Origin of the sequence: uncultured Streptococcus sp. (genome assembly GCF_963456385.1) — a bacterium.
Lineage (GTDB): Bacteria > Bacillota > Bacilli > Lactobacillales > Streptococcaceae > Streptococcus.
In genome coordinates this window covers 1-25,316 of sequence record NZ_CAUOLF010000003.1, presented here as the reverse complement: position 1 = coordinate 25,316, position 25,316 = coordinate 1, and the positions used below count along the sequence as shown (strand labels likewise).

At 44.6% G+C, this 25,316-nt stretch carries 22 protein-coding genes; 11 read left to right on the top strand and 11 right to left on the bottom strand.

Annotated features, from left to right (window positions below; genetic code table 11):
* Positions 1-12 precede the first annotated feature (12 nt).
* Together RP262_RS01735 and RP262_RS01730 are read left to right on the top strand one after the other, a co-directional pair.
* Complete coding sequence (locus RP262_RS01735; protein ID WP_032912532.1) at positions 13-957, top strand: magnesium transporter CorA family protein; 945 nt, start codon at positions 13-15, stop codon at positions 955-957.
* A gap of 18 nt (positions 958-975) precedes the next feature.
* Positions 976-1,650 carry a DUF1129 family protein gene (locus RP262_RS01730; RefSeq protein ID WP_311154091.1) on the top strand — a complete coding sequence of 225 codons (675 nt, stop codon included), beginning with the start codon at positions 976-978 and terminating at the stop codon, positions 1,648-1,650.
* 17 nt (positions 1,651-1,667) lie between these two features.
* Here RP262_RS01730 and RP262_RS01725 read toward each other — a convergent pair whose 3' ends face one another.
* From RP262_RS01725 to hutI, 8 genes are all read right to left on the bottom strand, one after another.
* A complete protein-coding gene (locus tag RP262_RS01725; RefSeq protein ID WP_002926655.1) occupies positions 1,668-1,877 on the bottom strand; it encodes a DUF1648 domain-containing protein in 210 nt (69 codons plus the stop codon).
* A complete protein-coding gene (locus RP262_RS01720; protein ID WP_050540671.1) occupies positions 1,877-3,487 on the bottom strand; it encodes a hypothetical protein in 1,611 nt (536 codons plus the stop codon). The genes RP262_RS01725 and RP262_RS01720 overlap by 1 nt, the downstream gene beginning before the upstream one ends.
* Positions 3,414-4,127 (bottom strand): ABC transporter ATP-binding protein, encoded by a 714-nt coding sequence (locus tag RP262_RS01715; RefSeq protein ID WP_002926659.1) that lies wholly within the window; start codon positions 4,125-4,127, stop codon positions 3,414-3,416. Before RP262_RS01715 ends, RP262_RS01720 begins: the two co-directional genes overlap by 74 nt.
* A 135-nt stretch (positions 4,128-4,262) precedes the next feature.
* Positions 4,263-4,925: a TetR/AcrR family transcriptional regulator gene (locus tag RP262_RS01710; RefSeq protein ID WP_002918091.1), complete on the bottom strand. Its 663-nt coding sequence runs from the start codon at positions 4,923-4,925 to the stop codon at positions 4,263-4,265.
* A 53-nt stretch (positions 4,926-4,978) separates the two neighbouring features.
* Positions 4,979-5,218 (bottom strand): 30S ribosomal protein S18, encoded by a 240-nt coding sequence (gene rpsR, locus RP262_RS01705; protein ID WP_000068664.1) that lies wholly within the window; start codon positions 5,216-5,218, stop codon positions 4,979-4,981.
* Positions 5,219-5,254: 36 nt separating this feature from the next.
* Positions 5,255-5,749 (bottom strand): single-stranded DNA-binding protein, encoded by a 495-nt coding sequence (locus RP262_RS01700; protein ID WP_002896496.1) that lies wholly within the window; start codon positions 5,747-5,749, stop codon positions 5,255-5,257.
* Positions 5,750-5,760: 11 nt separating this feature from the next.
* Complete coding sequence (gene rpsF / locus RP262_RS01695; RefSeq protein ID WP_002896497.1) at positions 5,761-6,051, bottom strand: 30S ribosomal protein S6; 291 nt, start codon at positions 6,049-6,051, stop codon at positions 5,761-5,763.
* 178 nt (positions 6,052-6,229) lie between these two features.
* On the bottom strand, positions 6,230-7,495 hold the full coding sequence (gene hutI, locus RP262_RS01690) for an imidazolonepropionase (RefSeq protein WP_311154090.1): 1,266 nt from the start codon (positions 7,493-7,495) through the stop codon (positions 6,230-6,232).
* Positions 7,496-7,694: 199 nt separating this feature from the next.
* Between hutI and RP262_RS01685 the strand changes: the two genes are divergently transcribed.
* From RP262_RS01685 to hutG, 8 genes are all read left to right on the top strand, one after another.
* Positions 7,695-9,725 (top strand): urocanate hydratase, encoded by a 2,031-nt coding sequence (locus RP262_RS01685; RefSeq protein ID WP_311154089.1) that lies wholly within the window; start codon positions 7,695-7,697, stop codon positions 9,723-9,725.
* Positions 9,726-9,844: 119 nt separating this feature from the next.
* Positions 9,845-10,744 (top strand): glutamate formimidoyltransferase, encoded by a 900-nt coding sequence (gene ftcD, locus RP262_RS01680; protein ID WP_002903832.1) that lies wholly within the window; start codon positions 9,845-9,847, stop codon positions 10,742-10,744.
* A gap of 14 nt (positions 10,745-10,758) precedes the next feature.
* On the top strand, positions 10,759-11,385 hold the full coding sequence (locus RP262_RS01675; protein ID WP_311154088.1) for a cyclodeaminase/cyclohydrolase family protein: 627 nt from the start codon (positions 10,759-10,761) through the stop codon (positions 11,383-11,385).
* 66 nt (positions 11,386-11,451) lie between these two features.
* Complete coding sequence (locus RP262_RS01670; protein WP_268697517.1) at positions 11,452-13,125, top strand: formate--tetrahydrofolate ligase; 1,674 nt, start codon at positions 11,452-11,454, stop codon at positions 13,123-13,125.
* 12 nt (positions 13,126-13,137) lie between these two features.
* Positions 13,138-13,737: a HutD family protein gene (locus RP262_RS01665; protein ID WP_311154087.1), complete on the top strand. Its 600-nt coding sequence runs from the start codon at positions 13,138-13,140 to the stop codon at positions 13,735-13,737.
* A gap of 75 nt (positions 13,738-13,812) precedes the next feature.
* A complete protein-coding gene (locus RP262_RS01660) occupies positions 13,813-15,165 on the top strand; it encodes an APC family permease (RefSeq protein WP_002898305.1) in 1,353 nt (450 codons plus the stop codon).
* Between the two features lie 5 nt (positions 15,166-15,170).
* The gene (gene hutH, locus RP262_RS01655) at positions 15,171-16,712 is read left to right on the top strand and encodes a histidine ammonia-lyase (protein WP_311154086.1); all 1,542 of its coding nucleotides are present in this window, start codon (positions 15,171-15,173) and stop codon (positions 16,710-16,712) included.
* Between the two features lie 142 nt (positions 16,713-16,854).
* Positions 16,855-17,844 (top strand): formimidoylglutamase, encoded by a 990-nt coding sequence (hutG, locus tag RP262_RS01650; RefSeq protein ID WP_311154085.1) that lies wholly within the window; start codon positions 16,855-16,857, stop codon positions 17,842-17,844.
* Positions 17,845-17,905: 61 nt separating this feature from the next.
* Here hutG and RP262_RS01645 read toward each other — a convergent pair whose 3' ends face one another.
* A complete protein-coding gene (locus RP262_RS01645) occupies positions 17,906-20,962 on the bottom strand; it encodes an AAA family ATPase (RefSeq protein ID WP_311154084.1) in 3,057 nt (1,018 codons plus the stop codon).
* Between the two features lie 160 nt (positions 20,963-21,122).
* On the opposite strand from RP262_RS01645, the gene RP262_RS01640 reads away from it, so the two are divergent.
* A complete protein-coding gene (locus RP262_RS01640; protein ID WP_311154083.1) occupies positions 21,123-21,944 on the top strand; it encodes a PrsW family glutamic-type intramembrane protease in 822 nt (273 codons plus the stop codon).
* Between the two features lie 75 nt (positions 21,945-22,019).
* On the opposite strand, the gene RP262_RS01635 is transcribed toward RP262_RS01640, so the two are convergent.
* Positions 22,020-22,454 (bottom strand): Imm63 family immunity protein, encoded by a 435-nt coding sequence (locus tag RP262_RS01635; protein WP_311154082.1) that lies wholly within the window; start codon positions 22,452-22,454, stop codon positions 22,020-22,022.
* Positions 22,455-22,458: 4 nt separating this feature from the next.
* Positions 22,459-24,861: a TNT domain-containing protein gene (locus RP262_RS01630; RefSeq protein WP_311154081.1), complete on the bottom strand. Its 2,403-nt coding sequence runs from the start codon at positions 24,859-24,861 to the stop codon at positions 22,459-22,461.
* Positions 24,862-25,316: the final 455 nt, after the last annotated feature.

The window sequence follows — 25,316 nt, the reverse complement described above, 5'->3', positions numbered from 1 at the left end:
AGGAAAATGATTATGAAGCAAGTCTTTTTATCAACTACGACAGAATTCAAAGAGATTGATTCGCTCGAATCGGGCACCTGGATCAATCTTGTCAACCCTTCCCAGAGCGAATCAATTGAAATCGCCAACGCCTTTGGTATTGACATCGCCGACCTGCGAGCACCGCTCGATGCAGAAGAAATGTCCCGACTTACGATCGAGGATGAGTATACACTGATCATCGTTGACGTGCCCATCACTGAGGAGCGGAATAACCAGACTTACTATGTCACGATCCCCCTTGGTATTATCATCACGGAAGAGGCTATTATTACCACTTGTTTGGAAAAATTACCTCTGCTGGACATCTTCATTCACAGGCGCCTGCGCAACTTCTATACTTTTATGAAGTCACGTTTCATCTTTCAGATTCTCTACCACAATGCCGAGCTGTATCTGACAGCCCTGCGCTCCATTGACCGCAAGAGTGAGCAGATTGAAAGTCAACTGCACAAGTCCACGCGAAATGAAGAACTGATTGAGCTTATGGAGTTGGAAAAGACCATCGTCTATTTCAAGGCCTCCCTTAAGACAAATGAGCGCGTGATTAAGAAGCTGACCAGCTCCACTAGCAATATCAAGAAATACCTGGAGGACGAGGACTTGCTGGAAGATACCTTGATTGAGACCCAGCAGGCCATTGAGATGGCTGATATCTACGGCAACATCCTCCACAGTATGACAGAGACCTTTGCCTCTATCATTTCTAATAACCAGAACAATATCATGAAAGCCTTGGCTCTGGTGACCATCGTAATGTCGATTCCGACCATGATTTTCTCGGCCTATGGGATGAACTTCAAAAATAACGAACTACCTCTCAACGGTGAACCACATGCCTTCTGGATTATCATGTTCATCGCCTTTGCCATGAGTGCTTCGGTCATGGCCTATCTCATGCACAAAAAACTATTTTAACCCTTAGAAAGAACGCCTATGTCACAAGTATCCCTCGACAAACTCAGCAAAAAAAACAAAGAATTTATCCATATCGCGACTAACCAGCTCCTACAAGACGGCAAAACCGATCAGGAAATCCAGACTATCTTAGAAGGCATTCTGCCGGAAATCCTGGAAAATCAAGCCAAGGGAATCACAGCTCGCGGCCTCTACGGAGCCCCAACTACTTGGGCAGCTTCTCTGACCGCAAAAGAGCGCTATGATGCCGAACATCCAAAAGAAAATGACGATCCTAAATGGATGATGCTGGACTCTGTCCTCTTTATCTTTGGTTTCTTTACCCTTCTGACCTCTATCGTCAATCTGGCTTCCTCTCAGCCATCTGTCTATGGACTGACGACTCTCGTACTCGGAAGCATCGTCGGTGGCCTTTCTTTCTATGCCCTCTACCACTTTATCTACCGTTTCTACGGACCAGATAAGGACCGCAGCCAGCGCCCTAAACTGCTCAAGTCCATCCTTACCATGGCAGCGGCTATTCTCCTCTGGAGCATGTCCATCGTATTGACCAGCCTCCTGCCTGAATTTCTCAATCCCCGCCTGTCCAATATCGTAGTTGCTATTGTCGGCGCTATTACCCTAGCCCTGCGTTTTTATCTCAAGAAACGCTTCAACATCAAGAGCGCGACTATGGGACCGACGAGATATTGATATCACACAAAAAGAGGTCAGTGACCTCTTTTTGATTTGCTTCGGAAATATTTCCAATAAAGAGAGTAGGGAATGGGCAAACCGAGAATCAACCAAAAGCGATTGACAACAATGTCCGCCTTTCCTGCGCTGTTAAAATGAATGGGAACCTGCTCTGGCAGCAGGCAGATAATCAAAAATATGATTACTGCTAAGATAAACAAAACGAATAAATCTTTCTTTTTCATTAGCCATGAACCTCCTTAAAATATCCTTGTTTTATTAAATGCCTATAAAGGACGGCTGCCAAAAGCAAAAGTCCAAGAGCTGAGATTCGCAGCGAAATCTCCAAGTCCATACCAAATAGTAAGGATAAGCAAAGAGGGAACACAAGAACCAAGATGCCAATTCCTCCAGACAAGATAGGCGCAAAACTTTGCTTAATAATAATCATTTCATTGTCCCAGATGAACTTAGGAAAATGAAAATTGACCACAAGTCCCTGAAGAGCTGTAAATAGAGAATAAGCCAGCGAAATAAGGACCAAATCCACTACTTGCAAGCCTCCTAGCGAGAAACGCCAAACCAGAACAGGCAAGCCCAGCAGCAAGGCTGTAAAGTGTAAGGACACCGTCAAGGCCAGCTTTGCCATCATTATCTGCCTCATAGAAACCGGGAGTGTCTGAAGCAGCCAAATCTCTTCCCCCTCCAAGGAAATACTGACAGCTGCAGGATTGGAAATACTGAGACAGCCAGCCAGTAATAGGGGTAAAAATTCTCGGCTATCTCTGAGTCCAATCGAAGAAAAGAGGACATCAGGAGTCATAAAACAAAGCGAGATGGCTAAAACGATGATTAAAATGGTTCCCAGTCCACTATTGAGCATATAAAGATAGGAACTCATAAAATTCGAAATTTCTTTCCTATAAAGAGCCATAAAGGGAAACTTCTGCCAGCTTCTATAGACTTTGCTTTCTGACTTCACCCCTGTTATCATCTGATTTATTTTTAAATAATTTCTACTTAAATACCTTAGAAAAAGTCCTGTCAGTGCAAACGATATAAACATCAACAGAAGACTTGACCACCAAAAATGCTGAGGGTTAAAAAACAAGCTTGCCGGAGGATAGAGAGAAGTCAGCTGCTTGGTAAGCAAGAGACCAACATTTTCCCCTGACAGTCCAGCTCTCATAGCCCACAGACTGCCTGTTGCCAGCCCCAAAAGCAAGAGGAGAGAAAAAAGGAAGGCAACTAGATTTTTATGAGTGACCTTTGAGGCTATGTAGGCAACGCACAAGCCAAGTAAAGATGCTAAACAGAGAGGTAAAAGAGGAACAAATCCCATTAAAAGCAGATAAAGAAGCAACTCCAACAAGGACGCACCATAACCAAACCAAACGAGGCCTGCTGGGAGCATGAGAAGGACGGCAAACACACTGTTCAAAAGATAAAGAAAAGCATATTTCTCATAGACGATTTCCCTAATACTGAGCGGCAATACAATGAGCCTGTCAAGTTCCTCTTGGTCAAATAAGATACCATTTGACTGCATTAGACTAAAAAAGAAAATAATAAAACTAACCAAGGCAATCATATAGGCTGGAATCAAAGTTGACTGCCCCAACTTGACCAAGCTCAAAGCCGTCAAAAGGTTATAGCCTGAAAATAGAAAAACAAGCAAGAAGAGCAGGCCAAGCTTAAAATACTTGCCCAACCCTCGTCCTTTCCTTAAATCATTAAGCGAAAATGTGCTGTATAATTGTACTTTAAAAAGCAAAAGAATATTAATCATCATCCTGTAACTCCATAAATACTTGTTCCAAACTGGATGTCCCCTTAACTTCAGAGGTCCTTCCATTAGCCACCAAACGTCCTTTTTGCAGAATTGCTACCTTATTGCAGAGTTCTTCCGCAACCTCTAAAACGTGAGTAGAAAAGAAAATCGCATGCCCTTGACTGGCTAGCTCTCTCATGATTTGCTTAAAATAATATGCGCCTTTCGGATCTAAACCGACAAAAGGTTCGTCTAAAATCAGTAATTCTGGCTCATGCAAGAGGGCCGCTATTAGTGCCAATCGCTGCTTCATTCCATGTGAATAAGCTGATATCAATTGATCCAAAGACGTATCCAGCTCAAACATTTTAGAATACTTTTCTATAGCCGCTTGCCTTTTTTCCAAAGAAACTCTATAAATATCTGCTACAAAGTCCAAAAACTGCCTTGCAGTCAGATTTTTATAAAGGTCTGGGTTATCCGGCAGAAACGCCATCTTTTTCTTACAAAGCAAGGGCTCCTTCCTGATAGAGTGCCCGCAGATATAAATCTCCCCTTTATCGAAATCATGAATCCCCACAATGGACTTAATGGTAGATGTTTTACCTGCTCCATTAGCGCCAATGAAGCCATAAATATCTCCAGGTTCCACTATCAGACTAAGATCGTCCACTGCCTTTTTACCGTTGCTATATACTTTTGTTAAATGTTCTATTTTTAACATGAATTTCTCCTTTTATTTAAACTGACATTTTGTCAGTTTTAGCGTAAAATTTATTAAAATTTAGATTAAGAGATTGAAGGCTTGAACTGACATTTTGTCAGTTATGTTTCTAAATAAAAGGCAGAAAACTGCCGATTATTCTAAAAAAATAGATTCTTCTAATCCTAAGGTTTTTTCTAATATCGCCTGGAAGCTGGTGAGATAATCCTGCAAAGTTTCTGGTTTTTCCTGACTCATCTTGATATCATTGGACACAAATACGTAGGCAGTCATGAGAAAAGAAGCTGTCTCATGCGGATATTTCAAATGAAAATCTCCAGATTTCTGACCTTCCTCCAAGATATGAGTGAAGAAAACAATCATCCGCTCACAGAGTCTATGATAAAAGCGATCCAAGACATAGCGATTCGTTTCTAAATTGACTGTTTCCTGCAAGACTTGATTTTCCTGTGTTCTGCTTTCCTCTTGGATAAGGGTTGCCTCAATAAAAGTTCTGATTTTTTCCTTGGCTCCGACATTTGGCTGATAGCTGATTTTTTCTAACTTTCTCAGCAAGGGTTCAGAGTTCTTTTCAATCAGACAATAGAGAATGTCTTCCTTATCCTTAAAATGATAGTAGAGCAGACCTCGAGAAATTCCAAGCTTATCAATAATGTCTTGAGTTCTTGTCTTTAGATAGCCCTTTTGGGCAAAGAGCTGTAAGGCTGCAGACATAATCTCTGCCCGCCGTACCTCTACCTCCTTGACATCACGCATGATTTCTGCCTCCTTGTGGTCAGTATAGCACTTCACTGACATTTTGTCAATGACAAAACAAAAAAACAGCAAGCCAGAGCCTGCTGTTAATCTAATTAGTCTTCATTTACGAAAGGCATCAAAGCCATTACGCGAGCGCGTTTGATAGCTGTTGTTACTTTACGTTGGTTTTTAGCTGAAGTTCCTGTTACGCGACGAGGAAGGATTTTCCCACGTTCTGAAACGAAACGGCTAAGAAGCTCAGTATCTTTGTAATCAACATATTCAATTTTGTTCGCTGCGATGTAATCAACTTTTTTACGGCGTTTGAATCCGCCACGACGTTGTTGAGCCATGTGTTTTCTCCTTTATATTATAGTTAAATTCGATCCTTAGAAAGGTAGATCGTCGTCTGAGATATCCATTGGGTTAGAATTGCCAAATGGGCTCTCATCACGAGAAAAGTTCGGTACTTGGTTAGATGAGTCTGCACTGCCATAACTTGGAGCAGAACTGCCGCCGAAGCTGTTCCCACCGTAACCGCCAGATGACTGACCTTCACGATTAGAGCGGCTTTCCAAAAGTTGGAAATTGTCCGCAACAACTTCTGTGACATAGACACGCTGGCCTTGCTGATTCTCGTAGTTACGCGTTTGAATACGGCCTGTAATTCCGATCAGGGCTCCTTTTTTAGCCCAGTTTGCAAGATTTTCTGCCTGCTGACGCCAGATGACAACATTGATAAAGTCCGCTTCTCGCTCGCCACTTTGATTTTTAAAGTTACGATTGACAGCCAGAGTAAATGTTGCGACCGCTTGGTTCTGCGGTGTATAGCGAAGCTCGGCATCACGGGTCATGCGACCCACCAGTACAACGTTATTAATCATAGTCTACCTTCTTAAGCGTCAAGTTTGACGATCATGTGACGAAGAATGTCAGCGTTGATTTTTGAAAGACGGTCAAACTCTTTAAGAGCTGCATCGTCGTTTGCTTCAACGTTAACGATGTGGTAAAGTCCTTCACGGAAATCTTGGATTTCGTATGCAAGACGACGTTTTTCCCAGTCTTTTGATTCAACAACAGTTGCACCATTGTCAGTCAAGATAGAGTCAAAGCGTGCTACCAAAGCGTTTTTAGCTTCTTCTTCAATGTTTGGACGAATAATATAAAGAATTTCGTATTTAGCCATTGATTTTTCCTCCTTTTGGTCTAATGACCCCGAGACTTTGCAAGGGGTAAGTGAGGTTTGCTCACAAATAACTATTATAGCAGACTTCCAGCAGAATGGCAAGGGAAAGTTTTGGTATAAAGAAAACTCTCCCTGTCACCAGAGAGAGTCCGAAAAATACGATTCGTTTTTAGAGAGGCTAGACGATTCTTCCTTGATCGACGACCAGTTTTCCGGCCTTGTAGACCTGATGGGTCAGGTTAGTCGCAAAGAAATAAAGTGGATAGTCAATATTCTTAGCGTCTAGAATGGTAATGTCCGCCTGCTTGCCAGTATCAAAGCTACCAATCTTATCTTGACGGTTAACTGAATAGGCCGCATTGATGGTTACAGCGTTAAGGACTTCTACTGGTGTCAGGCGCATCATAAAGCAGCCCAACTGCATGACGAACTGCAGGTTAGCTGTTGGACAGGAGCCCGGATTGCTGTCGGTGGTCAGAGTGATAGCCATACCAGCTTCCAGCATCTTGCGGGCTGGTGCATAGGTATCTTCCATCAGACTGAAGGTAGTTGCTGGCAGGAGATTGCCGATAACCTTAGCTTCTGCCATCTTGCGAATGCCCTCATCGGTCGCCATCATCAAGTGCTCTGCACTAGTTGCTCCTAGTTCAGCTGCTACATCTACTCCACCGATAGACTCGATTTCATCAGCATGGATACGGAGCTTGAAGCCCATTTCCTTAGCCTTAGAAAGCAGGTAGCGTGACTCATCAGCTGTAAAGACGCCTTTTTCACAGAAAATATCACAGAACTCAGCTAGATTTTCTGCTTTTACCCGAGGCAGCATTTCCTCGACGATGAGCTCCAGATATTCCTGAGAACGTCCCTTGTATTCTGGTGGAACGGCGTGGGCAGCCATAAAAGTAGAAACGAGATCAATCTCGTGGTCACGGTCCAGAGCCCCAACGACATCCAGCTGGCGCTTCTCTGTTTCCCAGTCCAGACCATAGCCACTCTTGGCCTCAACTGTTGTCACCCCATGCAGCAACATATAGTCTAGCAGCCTCTTGGACTTATCGTAGAGAGTATCAAAAGAAGCTTCTCGAGTTGCCCGGACTGTACTGAGAATACCACCGCCTTGGGCAAGAATTTCCAGATAAGGGACACCAGCTAATTTCTTAGCAAATTCATGCTCCCGGCTGCCGCCATAGACCAAGTGAGTGTGACAGTCGATCAAGCCAGGTGTAGCAATCTTGCCTTCATAAGACTGAATCTTAGTATCTGGTCCAACCAGACTGGCATCCGGCTCTCCGCTGCCAACTGCTAGGATTTTGCCGTCTTTGACTGCAATGTAGCCGTCCTCCAAGACCTGAGCTCCCTTCATCTCCTCGCCAAAAAGGGGATGCCCGAGATCCTTGGGACAGAAGACTTGATTAAAGTGAGTTAATAGTAAATCAGCAGTCATGCTTGTTCCTCCATTTCATTTTCCGACATATTTGCTTTTCATCATAATACACTATCGTCAAATTATAGTCAAAAGCTTCTAAAAGATAGGAGACTCTCTTTTTTTACTGCTTTTGTCATTTTCTTGACTCTTTATGGACGGGAGTCTTATAGAATGTAGGAGAAAGATATTTTATACTTGACTAAAAGGAGGATTTTTCATGTCATATTTTAGCGAAAATGAAATTGCAGCAGCAATGACCGTCAAATTAGACGATGTACTGCCTGAAAAAACAGTTTTCCAAGAAGGCATCCGTCGAGCACCTGACCGGGGCTTCCGTTTGACTCAAGCTCAAACCGAAATTGCTCTTAAAAATGCCCTTCGCTATATTCCAAAGAGATTCCATGAGGAAGTGATTCCAGAATTCTTGGAAGAACTGAAAACTCGCGGACGGATTTATGGCTACCGCTGGCGTCCAAAAGAACGCATCTACGGCAAACCAATTGATGAGTATAAAGGGAACTGTACCGCAGCCAAGGCTATGCAGGTCATGATTGACAACAACCTGAGCTTTGAAATCGCTCTTTATCCTTATGAATTGGTTACTTATGGGGAAACTGGATCTGTCTGCGCTAACTGGATGCAGTACAACCTCATCATGAAATACTTGGAAATCATGACCGACCATCAAACCTTGGTTGTGGAATCTGGCCACCCACTCGGACTCTTCAAATCTAAACCAGAAGCACCTCGTGTTATCATCACCAACGGCCTCTTAGTCGGTGAGTACGACAACATGAAGGACTGGGAAATTGCAGAAGAAATGGGCGTGACTAACTATGGTCAAATGACAGCCGGCGGCTGGATGTACATCGGCCCTCAAGGTATCGTCCATGGTACTTTCAACACCCTCCTCAATGCTGGACGCTTGAAACTGGGTGTAGCTGATGATGGCGACCTGACTAGCAAACTCTTCATCTCTTCTGGTCTGGGCGGCATGAGTGGAGCTCAAGGGAAAGCAGCAGAAATTGCTAAAGCTGTAGCAATCGTGGCAGAGGTAGACTATTCTCGGATTGAAACTCGCCACTCCCAAGGATGGATTAGCCAATTAGCCGAAAGTCCGAAGGAAGCCATTGACTTGGCTCAAAAAGCTCTGGAAGCTGGCGAATCAACTTCTATCGCCTATCATGGTAACATTGTAGATCTCTTGGAATATGTCAACGAGAACAATATCCATGTTGATTTGCTGTCTGACCAAACTTCTTGCCACAATGTCTATGACGGCGGCTACTGTCCAGCTGGCATTAGCTTTGAAGAGCGGACTCGCCTCCTGGCTGAAGACAAGGAAACCTTTGCTAATTTGGTTGACCAAACATTGGAACGTCACTTCAAGGCAATCAAGACCCTGACTAACAACGGCACCTACTTCTTTGACTACGGTAATGCTTTTATGAAGGCAGTCTATGACTCTGGCATCAAGGAAATTTCTAAGAATGGCTTTGACGATAAAGACGGCTTCATCTGGCCATCTTATGTAGAAGATATCATGGGCCCAATGCTCTTTGACTATGGTTACGGTCCTTTCCGTTGGGTATGTCTGAGCGGCAAACACGAAGACCTAGTCACTACTGACCATGCAGCTATGGAAGTGATCGACCCTAACCGCCGCTACCAAGACCGCGACAACTACAACTGGATCCGCGATGCAGAAAAGAACCAGCTGGTTGTTGGAACTCAGGCTCGGATTCTCTACCAAGACTGTATGGGACGCGTCAATATCGCCCTCAAGTTCAATGAATTAGTCCGCGAAGGCAAGATTGGTCCTGTCATGATTGGTCGTGACCACCACGACGTATCTGGTACCGACTCACCATTCCGTGAAACTTCCAATATTAAGGATGGTTCTAATGTCACTTGCGACATGGCTGTGCAATGTTACGCTGGTAATGCCGCTCGTGGTATGAGTCTGGTAGCTCTCCACAACGGTGGTGGAACTGGTATCGGTAAAGCAATCAACGGTGGCTTTGGCTTGGTACTGGACGGCAGCGAACGCATTGATGAAATCATCAAATCTGCTATCGCTTGGGATACGATCGGCGGAGTTGCACGTCGTAACTGGGCTCGCAATGAGCATGCTATTGAGACTGCTATCGAGTATAACCGCCTCCACCAAGGAACAGACCACATTACCATTCCATACTTAACTGACGAAGATTTGGTCAAAGAATCTGTTAAGAAATTGTTCGAATAGGAAAAACTTGTCCCCCAACTTCCGACCTGAGCTGGGTATCAGTCTAGCTCAGGAGGAGGTTCTGCTTTATTAAGTTCATATTATAAATTAAAATTATTGATATCACGAGGTAATATCTTATGGCAAAAATTGTTGAATGTATTCCTAACTTTTCTGAAGGCCGCAACCAAGCGGTCATTGACGGTCTAGTGGAAGTAGCTAAGAGCGTGCCAGGCGTAACACTTTTGGACCACTCTTCTGATGCCAGCCACAACCGCAGCGTCTTTACCTTGGTCGGTGATGATCAAAACATTCAGGAAGTTGCCTTTCGTTTGGTCAAATACGCTTCTGAAAATATTGACTTGACCAAACACCAGGGTGAACACCCTCGTATGGGCGCAACTGATGTCCTGCCTTTTGTACCGATCAAGGACATCACAAGTGAGGAATGCGTAGAAATTGCGAAGACAGTATCTGAGCGAATCAACCGTGAGCTCGGTATTCCTATCTTCCTCTATGAAGATGCAGCGACTCGCCCAGAGCGTAAAAATTTGGCTAAGGTTCGTAAAGGTCAGTTTGAAGGCATGCCAGAAAAACTCTTGGAACCTGACTGGGCGCCTGACTACGGTGAAAGAAAGATTCACCCAACTGCTGGTGTCACTGCTGTCGGAGCTAGAATGCCGCTCATCGCCTACAACATTAACTTGGATACAGACAATCTAGAAATTGCCAACAATATTGCCAAAATTATCCGTGGATCAAGCGGTGGTTACAAGTACTGTAAAGCTATCGGCGTTATGCTGGAAGACCGCAACATTGCTCAGGTTTCTATCAACATGGTCAATCTGGAAAAATTCCCACTCTATCGCGTCTTTGAAACAGTTCGCTTTGAAGCTAAACGCTATGGAGTTGGAATCCTCGGCTCAGAGGTCATCGGTTTGGCACCAGCCAAGGCTTTGATTGACGCAGCAGAATACTATCTGCAAATTGAAGACTTTGACTACGGCAAGCAAGTTCTGGAAAACCATTTGCTGGGCTAGGAGGACAGAAACCTATGAAATTAGTAGATTTAAGCTTGACAGAATTTGCCCAAGTCCTAGGCTCAGATGCTCCTGCACCAGGAGGCGGCTCTGCCGCTGCTCTTTCCGCAGCGAACGGTATTTCCCTGACCAAGATGGTTTGTGAATTGACCCTTGGCAAGAAAAAATACGCAGAATTTGAAGCAGAAATTGCTCAAGTGCACGCAGAAAGCGCCCGCCTCCAAGAAAGCCTGCTCGCAGCTATTGACAAGGACACTGATGCCTTCAATCTAGTCTCTGCCGTCTTTGATATGCCTAAGGAAACAGACGAAGACAAGGCTGCCCGTCGAGAAGCGATGCAACAAGCCCTCAAGGAAGCGACCAAGTCGCCTTATGGCATGATGGAAGACATCTTGGCTGCCCTGCAAACAACTCAAAAAGCTGTTGGCAAGTCCAATACCAATGCTGCCAGCGACCTGGGGGTAGCAGCTCTCAACCTTAAGGCTGGCCTGCAAGGTGCTTGGCTCAATGTCCTCATCAATCTGTCAGGTGTCAAGGATGAAGCATTCGTCACAGACTACCGGAGCAAGGGTGAGGACCTCCTGCAAAAAGGCTGCGCCCTAGCCGATGAAATTTATCAAGAAATTTTGAAAGTTGTCTAATAGATAAGCGGAAGAGAAGTCCACTCTTTCCTGTGAATGGACTTCCTCTTCTCAAGAGGTAACAATATGGTTTTATCAGATATTGAAATTGCGAATTCGGTTCAAATGAAGCCTATCAAAGAGGTGGCAGAAAAGCTAGGAATTGCTGAAGATGCCTTGTCTCTTTATGGAAATCACAAGGCAAAAATCAGTGCCGGCCAACTAGAAGCCTTAAAAGACAAGCCAGACGGCAAACTGATTCTCGTGACCGCTATTTCTCCGACACCAGCTGGAGAAGGCAAGACCACAACTTCTGTCGGATTGGTCGATGCTTTGGCTGCTATCGGTAAAAAAGCCGTTATCGCTCTGCGGGAGCCTTCTCTCGGACCTGTCTTTGGTATCAAGGGCGGAGCTGCTGGTGGTGGACACGCTCAAGTTGTGCCCATGGAGGACATCAACCTCCACTTCACTGGTGACTTTCATGCCATCGGTGTTGCGAACAATCTGCTGGCGGCCCTCATTGATAACCACATTCACCATGGCAATGCCTTAGGCATCGACTCTCGCCGCATCACTTGGAAGCGGGCAGTGGATATGAATGATCGGCAGTTGCGCCACATCGTAGACGGCTTGCAAGGTAAAGTCAACGGTGTTCCGCGTGAAGATGGGTTTGATATTACAGTTGCTTCTGAGGTTATGGCTATTCTCTGTCTGTCAGAGAATATCACTGACCTCAAGAACCGTTTGGAAAAAATCATCATTGGCTACAGCTTTGAAGGTAAGCCAATAACTGCTAAAGATCTGAAAGCTGGTGGTGCTATGGCGGCTGTGCTTAAAGACGCTATACATCCAAACTTGGTTCAAACTCTGGAACACACACCAGCCTTGATTCACGGCGGACCTTTTGCCAACATTGCCCATGGCTGTAACAGTGTCCTAGCTACTAAGCTGGCTCTCAAATATGCTGACTATGCAGTTACAGAAGCTGGTTTCGGTGCTGACCTCGGTGCTGAAAAATTCATCGATATCAAGTGTCGTACATCTGGACTTCGTCCAGCAGCTGTAGTTCTAGTTGCTACCATCCGCGCTCTCAAGATGCACGGTGGTGTGGCTAAGAGTGATTTGGCCGAAGAAAATGTCCAAGCCGTTGTAGATGGTCTGCCAAACTTGGAAAAACATCTGGAAAACATTCAAGATGTTTATGGATTGCCAGCAGTCGTTGCCATCAATAAATTCCCGCTGGATACCGAAGCAGAATTGCAAGCAGTTTATGATGCCTGCCAAAAACGCGGAGTTGACGTAGTGATTTCCGACGTTTGGGCAAATGGCGGAGCTGGTGGTAAAGAGTTGGCTGAAAAAGTCGTTGAACTGGCCGAAGGAGACAATCACTTCCAATTTGTATATAATGAAGAGGACTCCATTGAAACCAAGCTAAACAAAATTGTTACCAAGGTCTATGGAGGCAAGGGCGTTCGCCTGACTCCTGCCGCTAAACGCGAACTCAAACAACTGGAAGAGCTGGGCTTCTCCAACTATCCTATCTGTATGGCTAAGACTCAATACTCCTTCTCAGACGATGCTAAGAAACTGGGCGCACCTAAAGACTTTGTCGTGACTATCAGCCAGCTCAAAGTTTCTGCTGGTGCAGGCTTTATCGTTGCTCTGACTGGTGCAATCATGACCATGCCAGGACTGCCTAAGGTACCAGCCAGCGAAAAGATTGATGTTGACAAAGACGGCAATATCAGCGGTTTGTTCTAATAAATACCAAAAATGACACATATAACCCTTTTAAGAGTAAATGATTTTCAAGTTTCCGATTGGTCGGGGGGAAAGACGAAACAGCTTTATCTTTCCCCGCCAACTGGCCACTATGGTAAGCGGAAGTTTGACTATCGACTCTCGACAGCAACTGTGGAGTTGGCTGAAAGTCAGTTTTCTGACCTCAACGGCTTTCACCGCATTCTCATGAGCCTAGACCACACACTTCATCTCCACAATGCCAGTCGGCAGGAGGAAACGGTTCTAGCTCCCTTTACTCCCTATGTCTTTGAAGGGAGTGATGATATCACAAGTCGGGGGACTTGTACCGACTTTAACTTAATCTACAGCGACCATTATCAGGGACAGATGATTGCCATCTCGAATGGGCAAGAACTTAGCCGAGATGACGAAATTCAATTTATCTATGCTTTAGAGGATCTGACGGTGACGGGAACAAACCTGCCAGCGCTTAACCTAGAGGCAGAGCAGCTTCTGATAGTGGAAAAAGAGACTCAGGAAACTGAGCTGCATATAATGTTTTCGAGTAACCAGCCAAAGGGGACACCCCTTGCTATTTGGGCTGGTTTGACCCACATCCCTACTAAGTAAAGATACCATGATGCCTTGTCACCAGTCTATCTTTACTTGGAAAGGATCCCATATCTCTAAAGGAGAAACATTATTATGGATGCAACTAAACTCACTGCACAAGAACAAGAACAGGAAAAAGCGAAATTCAGCTTTTCCGGTGCAACTCTCTACGGTATCAATGCCGTTATCGGTTCAGGGATTTTCCTCCTACCGCAAAAGATTTATAAAGGACTTGGTCCTGCCTCTCTAGCTGTCATGCTTGGAACTGCCCTTCTCGTTATTCTCCTAGCCGTCTGCTTGGCAGAAACTGCAGGTTATTTTAATAAAAACGGCGGAGCCTTCCAATATTCTAAAGCAGCCTTTGGAGACTTTGTCGGATTTAATGTTGGCTTCCTAGGCTGGGCAGTTACCATCATCGCTTGGTCTGCTATGGCAGCAGGATTTGCGAGACTTTTTGTCATTACTTTTAAATCCTTTGCCCCCTATGAACTTCTGCTCAGTGTGAGCCTGATTATTTTGCTCAGTCTAATGAATATATCAGGTCTTAAGACTTCCAAAATGTTCACCTTGACCGCAACCGTAGCCAAGCTCATCCCAATTGTCGCTTTCAGTCTATGTGCGATTTTCTTCATCAAAGGAGGAATTGACAAAGGAAACTTCACTCCGTTTCTTCAGCTAGAACCTGGCGTAGATATCATGAAAGCTATCTCTAGTACAGCCATTTATATCTTCTACGGATTTATCGGATTTGAAACCATGTCTATCGTTGCTGGTGAAATGCGCAATCCGGAAAAGAATGTACCTCGAGCTATTTTGGGCTCTATCAGTATTGTCTCTGTTCTCTATATGCTGATTATCGCAGGAACTATCGCCATGTTAGGCAGCCGTATCCTGCAAACAGATGCTTCTGTACAAGACGCCTTTGTCGAAATGATTGGCCCTGTTGGAGCATGGATTGTTTCTATCGGAGCGCTGATTTCTATTGCTGGACTTAACATCGGGGAATCTATCATGGTTCCACGTTATGGTGCAGCTATCGCAAATGAAGGTCTGCTTCCTAAGAAAATTGCAGAAACCAACTCTAAAAATGCCCCTATAGTTGCCATTATTATTTCAGGAATCCTGGCCATCGTCCTGCTCTTCTCTGGTAAATTTGAAGAATTAGCAGCTCTCAGCGTGGTCTTCCGCTTCTTCCAATACATCCCAACTGCTCTAGCTGTACTAGTATTAAGAAAGAAATATCCAGACAAGAAAGTAGTTTTCCGCGTTCCATTTGGTCCAGTAATTCCAATTTTGGCGGTTCTAGTCAGCCTCGTCATGATTTGGGGTGAAAACCCAATGAACTATGTCTACGGCCTCATCGGTGTCCTTATCGCCAGTGCAGTATACTTTATCTATATAGTACTGATTTGTAAAAATAAAGTTCTTGAACAAGAAGGAGAATGAATCTTATGACACATGTAATCAATTTGGATGGCGAACACCTTACTTTAGAAGACGTTATCGCAGTAGCCCGTCATGGAGCCACCTGCGAAATCGACCAAGAAGCTAAAAAAGCAGTAGAAGCTTCCCGCAAAATCGTAGATGACATCGTCCGCGAAAAGCGGGTCGTATACGGTGTTACAACTGGCTTTGGCTCTCTCTGTAATGTCAGCATCTCACCAGAAGATACGACTCAACTGCAAGAAAACCTAATCCGTACGCACTCTTCAGGCTACGGCGATCCCCTGCCTGAAGATGCAGTCCGTGCGATTATGCTAATCCGGATTAATTCCTTGGTCAAGGGCTATTCTGGTATCCGTCTCTCTACTGTCGAAAAGCTCCTGGAATTGCTCAATAAAGGTGTCGTGCCGTTTATTCCAGAAAAAGGCTCTCTCGGTGCCTCTGGTGACTTGGCACCGCTGGCTCACATGGTTTTGCCTATGTTAGGACTAGGCCGCGCTTACTATCAAGGTGAATTGCTCTCTGGGCAAGAAGCTTTGGACAAGGCTGGTATTGAGAAAATTGCTCTAGCAGCCAAGGAAGGGCTGGCGCTGATTAACGGAACGACTGTCCTGACAGGTATCGGAGCTCTGGCTACCTACGATGCCATCCAGCTACTTAAGCTGTCAGATGTCGCTGGCGCTCTTTCCATGGAAGTCCACAATGGTATTACCAGTCCTTTCGAAGAAGACTTACATACCATTCGACCTCAAAGCGGACAGCTGGCTACAGCCCGCAATATCCGCAACCTTCTGGAAGGCAGTGGCAACACAACCGTAGCCACTCAACAACGGGTCCAAGACCCATACACCCTGCGTTGTATTCCGCAAATTCATGGTGCCAGCAAGGACTCTATCGCTTATGTCAAGACCAAGGTTGAGGTTGAGATCAACTCCGTCACAGACAACCCTATCATCACCAAGGAAGGCCATGTTATCTCAGGTGGTAACTTTCACGGCGAACCAATGGCACAGCCATTCGACTTCCTCGGCATCGCTATTTCTGAAATCGGAAATGTATCCGAGCGTCGTGTAGAACGTCTGGTCAACAGCCAACTGAGCAAGCTTCCATCATTCTTGGTCAAACACCCAGGACTCAACTCTGGCTTTATGATTACCCAGTACGCTTGTGCTTCGCTTGCTTCTGAGAACAAGGTCTTGTCTCATCCAGCCAGCGTAGACTCTATCCCATCTTGTGAAAACCAAGAAGACTTTGTCAGCATGGGAACTACTGCAGCACGTAAGGCAGCTGAAATTCTCAAGAATTCTCGCCGCATCGTGGCAACAGAAATCATGGCAACCTGCCAAGCTCTGGATCTGAAACCAGAAAACCATGAACTTGGTAAAGGAACCAAGCCAGCCTACGACCTCTTCCGTCAGCATGTCCGCTTTATCGAGTTTGACAAGGACATCGAAATCTATGAAGAGCTCAACAAAGCTTCTGAGCTGATTGAAAACGAAGAATTCCTAGCAGCCGTTGAAAAGGCTGTAGACTTGAGCATTCAGTTCTAAAGCTGATGACTCTGTAAAAAAGCTAACCTAAGAAGCCCGCTCTCGTTCAGCTGGGCTTCTTTTCCCGCCAAAAGCCATTGACAGGCTTAGCGGAAACTCTTATAATAAAGTCGCAAGTATCGTTATGGAAAAGGACAAAATCATGTTAGAAGATTACTATCAGCTAGATAACAGCTACTATCATAAGAGACTAGATGATGATTTATATGCTGCCAAATGGGGGATGGTTATTGAATTTTTGGACTTAAACGACCCTAACTTAAGACCCTTTGACGGCGTCAACTTTGCCTTGATTGGCTTCAAGAGTGACAAAGGGGTTTATATCAACCACGGCCGAGTGGGCGCTGTCGAAGGACCACAAGCTATCCGAACCCAGCTGGCCAAGCTTCCTTGGCATCTGGGCAGAAACGTCCGCGTCTTTGATGTTGGCGACATTGACGGTCCTAACCGCTCTCTGGAGCAGCTGCAGCAAAGCTTGGCTCGAGCAGTCAAACGTCTGCGAGCGCTCAATCTCCGGCCTATTGTTCTAGGAGGCGGCCACGAAACAGCCTACGGCCACTATCTGGGCCTCAAGTCATCACTAGGACCTGACCAAGACTTGGCTGTTATCAATATGGATGCCCACTTTGATTTGCGTCCCTATGACCAGACTGGTCCTAACTCTGGAACCGGTTTTCGCCAGATGTTCGATGACACTCTGGCTCAGAAGCAGGCCTTTAACTACCTCATCCTGGGGATTCAGGAGCATAATAACAATCTCTTTCTCTTTGACTTTGTGGCAAAATCCAAGGCCATCCAGTTTCTGACTGGAATGGATATGTACCAAATGGGCTACAAGGAAGTCTGCAAGGTGGTTGATGTCTTTCTGGCCGACAAGGAGCAGGTCTATTTGACCATTGATATTGACTGCTTTGCAGCTGGTGCAGCGCCTGGTGTCAGTGCCATTCAGTCTCTCGGTGTGGACCCAAATCTAGCTGTTTTGGTCTTCCAGCACATCGCCGCGTCAGGTAAGCTGATTGGCTTTGATATCGTCGAAGTCTCTCCGCCTCACGATATAGACAACCATACGGCTAATCTGGCAGCCAGCTTTGTCTTTTACCTGACCCAAGTCTGGGCACAAGCACATGACTAACGGGGATTTAAAAACTTCATTACAAACATCAAAAGAGGATGAACATTGCTTTCATCCTCTCTTATTTTGTGTTTAATGCCTGAGATAAGCCTTGGCATAAGTTTTCTAATTCCTTTAGCTGATGACGATCCCGGTAGGGATTGAGCTGGCTTTTGGCCGTTTCATAGTAGGTCTCAAAGTCCTGATTCAGCAAGTCTTCAAAGTCTGCATTCTGCAAACTGCCAGTCAGCAGACGATACTTAATCACAGCCATCAGATAGTAGATCAGCCCCTTGTCCCGCGGATTGCCATAGCGGCTGATAAGACCATCCTTTTTCCGCAGCAGATCAAGCACCGGATGGTAATCTCTCTTCTCACAGCCAATCAAGGCCAAATACACTTCCAACTGGGTCTCTTTCCAAGGAAAGCTAAGGGACTTCAGAGCTGTTTTGGCTTTGATGAAAATCCGCTCCGCCTGCTCATAATCTTTCAGCTGATAATAGGTCATGCCCAAGCTGATGTAGAAAGCAAAAATCGAAGGCTCTGCTATTTTATTTTCCGTCAGCTTAATGGCCTCCTTCTGATGAGCCAGAGCTGCCGTGAAATTCCCGCGAATCTGCTCAATCTCTGCCAGATAGTCTAGAGCCGCCGCAATCTGAATCGAGTACTTGGAACGCAGCGAAGCCGTCAGGCTGAAACAGTCAATAGACTGGTAGAGATGATGAAGCGACTGCTCCTCATCTCCAATCATGAGATGATAGAGCCCCTTGAGTCGGAGGTTGATAGCAATGGCCTCGTGATTGTTGGCCTGGACCGAAGCATCTAGAGCCAGCTCCGTATAGTAGCGCATCTCAGGGATATTCTCCGTCTGGATACAGTAGTAAATCATCTGCCGATAGCCTTCTAGGAGAAAATCCATCTGCTGCAGCTCCTTGGCCGAAGCAATCACCTGCTGGATATTGTCCATCCCCTGCTGGTAATCCCCTGTCCGGATAGCATAGCGCCCTTCTAGATAGAGAAAGCGGAGAACCAAGAGCTGAAAATCCTTGTGATTCTGGTGTTTTCTCTCTAAGCCCTCCATCTCCCGACGGATACGGTCAAACTGGTCCAAAATTGCGGACTGATTGCTATCATCCGACTTTTCGATAAATCCAAACTCCCGTGAATAAATCGGAAAGAGCTCGTGATGAAACTGCAGAGTAGCCTCGAGATAATGCAGCTCGTACTCCAGAGACTTAATGGGCTGCTTGGACATCTTGTAGTGATAAGCGATTTCATTGAGCAGCTGAGCATGATAGAGAGAGTCTCCCAACTGGTCTTCCATTCCTTGGGCAATCTGGTGATGCAGCATTCGCTTCTTAGCCAATGACAAGCGCTCATAGGCGTAGATTCTCAAAAGCTCCTGGCTGAACCGCACTACCAATTCCTCGCCCTGCTCCTCTTCCATCAACAGCTGCTTCTGTCCAAACTCCTCAGTGATTTCGACCACTTCTTCCATCGGCAAACCTAGTAGCCTAGCTAAGAGCGAAACCGACGCAGGAGCCCTAAAGCAAGCCAGATAGTCTACCAACTCCTCCTCTTGGCTGCTCAGATAATCCAACTTCAGAGACAGCTTGGCCTTGATGGCCGGAGTCAGCGGATGAAACTTCTCTCCTCGCAGGAGCTGCTCAGCATACTCCGATAGGAAGAAAGGGATGCCTTGACTGACCCGATAAATATCCTCAAGTCGTTCTTCAGATATGGCTAAATGCCCCGTCTGGGCTTGCAAATAAGCAACACTATCCTTAAAATTCATCTGCTGCAGCTCAATAAAGCCCAGCTTATTGCGTACCAGCAGGTGATTGAAAAAATGTTCCAAATAAGAAGGTGTGCTCAAATGCTTGGTCAGCACAAAGGCCACAGGATAGCCAGTCAAATGATTCATGACCTGCTCCAATACAGCAACGCTGGCCTTATCCATCCAGTGACAGTCCTCAATCAAGATTATCAAAGCTTTTTTCTTAGAAATCTTCTGCAGAATATCCACCACAAACTGAGCCAGCTTGTCCGCATCCAACTGAAGTTCTGAAGCGCCTCCTGTCAAAATGGGAAAATAACTCTCCAAAATGACCTGCCACTGGCTGATAGAAAGAATCTGGTGCTGAATAACCAAGTCGCCAAGGCCGTCCAGCAAGCCACGCCAAGGCTGGAACTCTGCCTTCATCTCTTCCTTGAAGCACTCAGCCATGACAATCTGGAAATACTTGGTCTGATTGGCCAATACTTGACGAGTCACTGTCCGCTTACCAATACCAGTACCACCGACTAGAACCAGAGCACGCGCTTCCTGAGTCTCTATCACTTTGGAGAAATAAGATTCCAAACGCTTGATTTCATCGACCCGCCCGAAAAAGTGGTCCGTATTGCGCAGAAACTGCTTGGTCTTACGCTCGCTCCGATCCTTGGCCAGCACTTCATGGTAGAGTTGCTGGATAGACTCATTTGGACTGATGCCCAGTTCCTTATCCAAAATATTGACCAATTTGTAGTAGGTCTCTATCACCTTACCAGGCCGATCATTATCCTGATAGAGCTTCATGAGCAGATGATAATTCTTCTCATCAAACTCATCAATGCTGATCAAGCGGCGCAAATTCCGCTCAGCCTCTTCCAAATCCAGCTGGTCTTTTTCTGTTTCCAGCTGTTGGTAGCAAGCTTGGATATAAAGCTGCTCATATCGCGTCCGCATCTTGGACACCCAATAATCAAAGGCCTCGCTGTCCTTGAGATAGAAGCCCTGCAGAAAATCCCCTTGATAGAGAGACAGATGCTCTGCAGGATGATCCGTAAAAAGTTCTACATCACTTTCAATCGCACACTCGGGATTAATCGACAGCACAGTCCGGTTTGGAGCGACAATCCATTCCCCACCTAGTAGCTTGTTAGCTTGATAAATCGTGTTGCGCAGATTCTTTTTGGCAGTCTGATTATCCTTGTTTTCCCAGAGGATTCCTGCAATCTCCTCCCGATTGACTGCTCCATTGATGTGAAGATAGTAAAGCAGAGCATTGATTTTGGCAAAAGGAAAAAAGACTTCCTCCTGATTGAGAAAGACACTCGGACTTCCCAGCAATTTCAACCTCAACAGATTTTTCGACATGCAAACGCCTCCAAGAAACCTTATAAAACTAATATAAACAAAAAGAGACAGTTTGGCAAGTAAAGTATTATACTAGCCCTTAATTTCCAGTTTTTAAATTGGTTTTATTTAGGATTTTTTTGTTATACTAGGATGAAAATAAAATTTTAGAAAGTTACTTATGAAGAAAAATATTGTTCTTTTCATTTTTCTCCTTCTGAGCGCGATTGGCTTAGAATACGAGACACAAGCCTATACTACTGGCAGTATGTCAGGTACTTCCTATGGGATTGTCGGACTGTCAGCCCTCTTGGCTCTGCTCTATATCGTCCCTGCCCTGCTCTTGATTCGTCAACTGGGAAAAAAATGGCAGACTCCTGCACTTAGCCTTGGGATAGCTCTGCTAGGCGGCCTTTTCATCTCTGGCTGGACCTCTGGCTTGGCCAACACCTATATCCACGAGTGGGTCAGCACCAGCTTCCCAAACACTTTGCTCAGCGACCTAGAAAATGCCATCGCAGCTCCACTGGTTGAAGAACCCCTCAAGCTGTTGGCAGTTGCCTTCGCTGTCTATCTAGTCCCCGTCAAAAAGCTCAAATCTTTCTTGATGCTGGGTATTACGGCTGGCATGGGCTTTCAGATTAGCGAGGATTTCTCTTATATCCTCTCTGACCTGCCCGAAGGCTTCTCCTTCACTATCTCTGGTATCCTAGGCCGCATTACTGGCGGCGTTGCCTCTCACTGGCTATACACCGCCCTGACCACTCTCGGTCTGGCACTCATGCTGCATTATGCCAAGACTCAGAAAAATTATTTCCGAGTGGGGCTCTTCTACTTCCTAGCAGCCTTCGTTCTCCACTTCTTCTGGAATTCACCGCTGACTGCTATCGAAACGGACATCCCAATCATCGTACCGGCTATGACTGCTCTAGCTGTCTTTATCTTTTACCAAGCCTACCGAACAGCCCATAAAATTGACCAGAAAGAATTGGAAGTGGAGTAATGCAAAAAAACGACCGTTATGGTCGTTTTTTTGATCTGAATGGCTATCTGATTAGATATATGATTATCCTAAGATTTATTTATAATGCTCGCTTTCGTACCATAAAGCATAAAGAGGATTAATTTTTTGCAGTAGCTCCTTTCCGTACCTATACCTCTTCCCCTGTGTCTCCCCAACTAATTGACTAACTTTATCAAATTCGTTTCTTTTAATTAATCTTTCTATTACATCCACATTTTTTTCATCAATCGCTTGTGAAGAAACAATCTCAATGATAATTTTTAAAATTTGATAAGCCACTTCGTCATCAGTTAGATTAGAAATCTCAGATGTAATTTTACCTCTTTCTGTAAAAATTAGATTATATTTTTCATTTCTATTTTCTATTATATTGATTCCTTCTGGAAAGTAAGGCGGTTTGTTTGAAAAATAGATTCCAAATTCTTCTAATTTTATATTTCCAATTTCGGAAACTCCATCTTCAATTTTGTTTTTTAATTTTGTTAACATAAAATCATTCCTTTTTTATTTTATGTAAGTAACCACCTTTTTCTAGTTCTCTCATCGGCAAATATGTATAATATTGAATACCCATACCAGGTTCATCAAACCAAGGTGCGACTAATCCTTCTCTTATTAGTATCTTTTTTAGAGTAATATAGTCTGAATCCGGTTGTAATTTCATAAAAGGAGGCAAAGCCTTTTCACCAAATGTTGCTCCTGCAGGAGAGAAATACCTTCCTGTTGGATTAGAACCAATCCTATTTATTCTGGTTCCTGGTAATATAACGGATTCTTTGTATTCACCATTCAAAAATCCATCTTTATGTATACTTCCATCAACTCTGCCCAAAGCACTTTCGGGAGTTCCTGGATAAATAGCGTTTCCGGTTAGCTGATTAAAATAATCTGGATTGTCAAATACTTTTTTGTTCTCAAGATAGAATTCAGGTTCAAGTAGTTGAGACCATTGGGTCAGCTTTGCTCTATCAGATGGCTCCAAGCCTTTATTCACATGACGATTCCATAGATCATAACGATGCGTATCAATCCTCTTTTCCTTGCCAATGTGAGGATAAAAATTAGAAGCCCTTCGAGCATTTGCGCTATCTGCTATGTTGTTTAAAACTTTTTCTGTTAAAGCAGACTGATGGCCTTTTTGCTCAAAATTATCAACTTTACTCTTAGTAGCATCAAATAGATTTTTCCCAAAATCTTCCGCCTTGTTTAAGGCTTTTCCAGTTTTAGAGGCAATGGCATGTGCTGCGCTACCAACGCCATTTTTTGCAATTTTTCCAGCTATAGATGCTTTCGACGCTGGTAAAGCAAACTCTGCCGCTTCCAAGGTAGTTTTAAGCTGATTTTTTTGAGCCAAACCGTCTCCGGCTATGAAATTTGAAATAGAGTTAATTTCGTGGGAGCCAGGAGAGACTTGACTCGCAAGATTCATTACATATCTGCTTACTCCTAATAACATCTCTGGTGCAGAGGTTGAATCCCATTTATCAATAATCCTTTGCCACACAGCAGAATCGCGATTATAAATTTCGTTCAATTCATCTTTAGATAGATTGACTAACCCAGCCTTATGAGCCGTAGTTTTCATTCCATCAAAGCTTAAATCGGCCAAAGAAGCCAGTCCAGTAACAGCATCATTATAGTATTCCTTAAAGGCTGCTTTCCCAGCTTCATGGCTAATTTTGGATCTTTTTTCAAATGCATCTAGACTAAAATCCTTTGGCAATACCTTCGTTTCGGCTAAATATTTATTCGAAGCGCTAGGATCTGCAAGAAGGTATTTATTGACAAATTGACTGAGTGCACCCGGCCTTACCTCTTCTAGAGTTGTTGGACGAATTTTTACCTCTTGGTAACCCGCTTGATAATTTGGCTGACCAAATCGGTTCGGTTTCGTAGGTGCGCTCAGGTTTGCCCATCCTTTAGCAATCTTTTGACTTTTGCTTTCACTGGATGAATCAGTATTTTGCTGGAGCAAATCGCTTAGTTTGGAAGTAGCGTTTGTTGGTTGTTCCTGCCAGATTTTCCTTGCTTGAGAAGCTCTGTTTTGTCTTTCTTGAGCTCGTGCCAAGGCCTTAGCTTCTTCTTGGGCCTGACGGAAAGTATCAATTTTATTTTCTGCCGACTGGATTTTGTTAAATCCTTTGGCTAATGCACTGATTTCTTCTGATGTATAGTTAGATAAATCTACATTGACCTTATTACCAGGTGTCAGATTAATACGATTTTGTTTATTATTGATGTTCAGCTTATTCTGTCCATGCAAATCCTGAAGAGCCAGCATAGAAGCTGCTGCTGCTTTTTCCTTATCATCTGGATAATGGAGATTGCCGATTTTGGCTAAGCTATCACCTTTCTTGATCTGATAGTCATTACTTGCAGATTGATTAAATAGAGGCTGACTTTCTTTACTATTTGCAAGATCCAACAAGTCTTGATAAGCCGACGTAGGCTGACCTTGGCTATCAGTAAGAGTAGACTGACCATAAGGAGTAAAATCTAACTTTCCCTTGTTACTTGAAGAAGTTGAGCTTAAAGTATACTCTGGAGTTGTGGTAGCCGACGTTTCAGAATTATTCAGACCATAACCATAGTCTTTCAACGCTTTAATAAACTGATTTCTATGTTCTTCTGACAAGGAATCTAAAGCTGTTTCAACTTCCGGTGAGACAGCTAAGTTATAGCGGCTACTGCCTGTGCTTGCTTTTTGAGTTCCAGCATTGGCAGACTCCAAGGCCTTTTCGGTAACATCTACTGCACCCAAAGCGTCTGTCGTAGATTGATCTACTTTAGAATCAGCCATTTTCAAGGCATCATCTTTACCTTTTTTAGCAAGACTGTCTGTCGTTACAGTATCATCTTTACCAGCAATCGCCTTATAATCAACAGAATCCGCCAAACTGTCTGAAGCACTTACAGATGAATCGCTGATTGGTTTGTAATCGCTAGGCTTGATATTGCTGGCGTCCTCGCTTACCGACGGTGTATTAATTGGACGATAGTCGCTCGAACTAACGTTGCTAGCACCTTCGCTTACTGACGGTGTGCTAATCGGACGATAGTCGCTTGAACTAACATTGCTGACACTTTCGCTTACCGATGGTGTACTAATTGGCTGATAGTCGCTCGAACTAACGTTGCTGACACTTTCGCTTACCGACGGTGTACTAATTGGACGATAGTCGCTCGAACTAACGTTGCTGACACTTTCGCTTACCGACGGTGTACTAATCGGACGATAGTCACTTGAACTGATGTTGCTAGCACTTTCGCTTACCGACGGTGTGCTAATCGGACGGTAGTCGCTCGAACTAACGTTGCTGACACTTTCGCTTACCGACGGTGTACTAATCG

Excerpts from the sequence above, each read along its gene's own strand:
- RP262_RS01635 (WP_311154082.1), bottom strand. The coding sequence starts at position 22,454 with ATGTTAACAAAATTAAAAAACAAAATTGAAGATGGAGTTTCCGAAATT.
- RP262_RS01700 (WP_002896496.1), bottom strand. The coding sequence starts at position 5,749 with ATGATTAATAACGTTGTACTGGTGGGTCGCATGACCCGTGATGCCGAG.
- RP262_RS01670 (WP_268697517.1), top strand. The coding sequence starts at position 11,452 with ATGGTTTTATCAGATATTGAAATTGCGAATTCGGTTCAAATGAAGCCT.
- hutH (WP_311154086.1), top strand. The coding sequence starts at position 15,171 with ATGACACATGTAATCAATTTGGATGGCGAACACCTTACTTTAGAAGAC.
- RP262_RS01640 (WP_311154083.1), top strand. The coding sequence starts at position 21,123 with ATGAAGAAAAATATTGTTCTTTTCATTTTTCTCCTTCTGAGCGCGATT.
- RP262_RS01665 (WP_311154087.1), top strand. The coding sequence starts at position 13,138 with ATGACACATATAACCCTTTTAAGAGTAAATGATTTTCAAGTTTCCGAT.
- RP262_RS01645 (WP_311154084.1), bottom strand. The coding sequence starts at position 20,962 with ATGTCGAAAAATCTGTTGAGGTTGAAATTGCTGGGAAGTCCGAGTGTC.
- RP262_RS01675 (WP_311154088.1), top strand. The coding sequence starts at position 10,759 with ATGAAATTAGTAGATTTAAGCTTGACAGAATTTGCCCAAGTCCTAGGC.
- rpsF (WP_002896497.1), bottom strand. The coding sequence starts at position 6,051 with ATGGCTAAATACGAAATTCTTTATATTATTCGTCCAAACATTGAAGAA.
- RP262_RS01720 (WP_050540671.1), bottom strand. The coding sequence starts at position 3,487 with ATGGAAGGACCTCTGAAGTTAAGGGGACATCCAGTTTGGAACAAGTAT.
- RP262_RS01725 (WP_002926655.1), bottom strand. The coding sequence starts at position 1,877 with ATGAAAAAGAAAGATTTATTCGTTTTGTTTATCTTAGCAGTAATCATA.
- RP262_RS01685 (WP_311154089.1), top strand. The coding sequence starts at position 7,695 with ATGTCATATTTTAGCGAAAATGAAATTGCAGCAGCAATGACCGTCAAA.
- RP262_RS01735 (WP_032912532.1), top strand. The coding sequence starts at position 13 with ATGAAGCAAGTCTTTTTATCAACTACGACAGAATTCAAAGAGATTGAT.
- RP262_RS01710 (WP_002918091.1), bottom strand. The coding sequence starts at position 4,925 with ATGTCAGTGAAGTGCTATACTGACCACAAGGAGGCAGAAATCATGCGT.
- RP262_RS01715 (WP_002926659.1), bottom strand. The coding sequence starts at position 4,127 with ATGTTAAAAATAGAACATTTAACAAAAGTATATAGCAACGGTAAAAAG.
- hutG (WP_311154085.1), top strand. The coding sequence starts at position 16,855 with ATGTTAGAAGATTACTATCAGCTAGATAACAGCTACTATCATAAGAGA.
- RP262_RS01660 (WP_002898305.1), top strand. The coding sequence starts at position 13,813 with ATGGATGCAACTAAACTCACTGCACAAGAACAAGAACAGGAAAAAGCG.
- RP262_RS01730 (WP_311154091.1), top strand. The coding sequence starts at position 976 with ATGTCACAAGTATCCCTCGACAAACTCAGCAAAAAAAACAAAGAATTT.
- ftcD (WP_002903832.1), top strand. The coding sequence starts at position 9,845 with ATGGCAAAAATTGTTGAATGTATTCCTAACTTTTCTGAAGGCCGCAAC.
- rpsR (WP_000068664.1), bottom strand. The coding sequence starts at position 5,218 with ATGGCTCAACAACGTCGTGGCGGATTCAAACGCCGTAAAAAAGTTGAT.
- hutI (WP_311154090.1), bottom strand. The coding sequence starts at position 7,495 with ATGACTGCTGATTTACTATTAACTCACTTTAATCAAGTCTTCTGTCCC.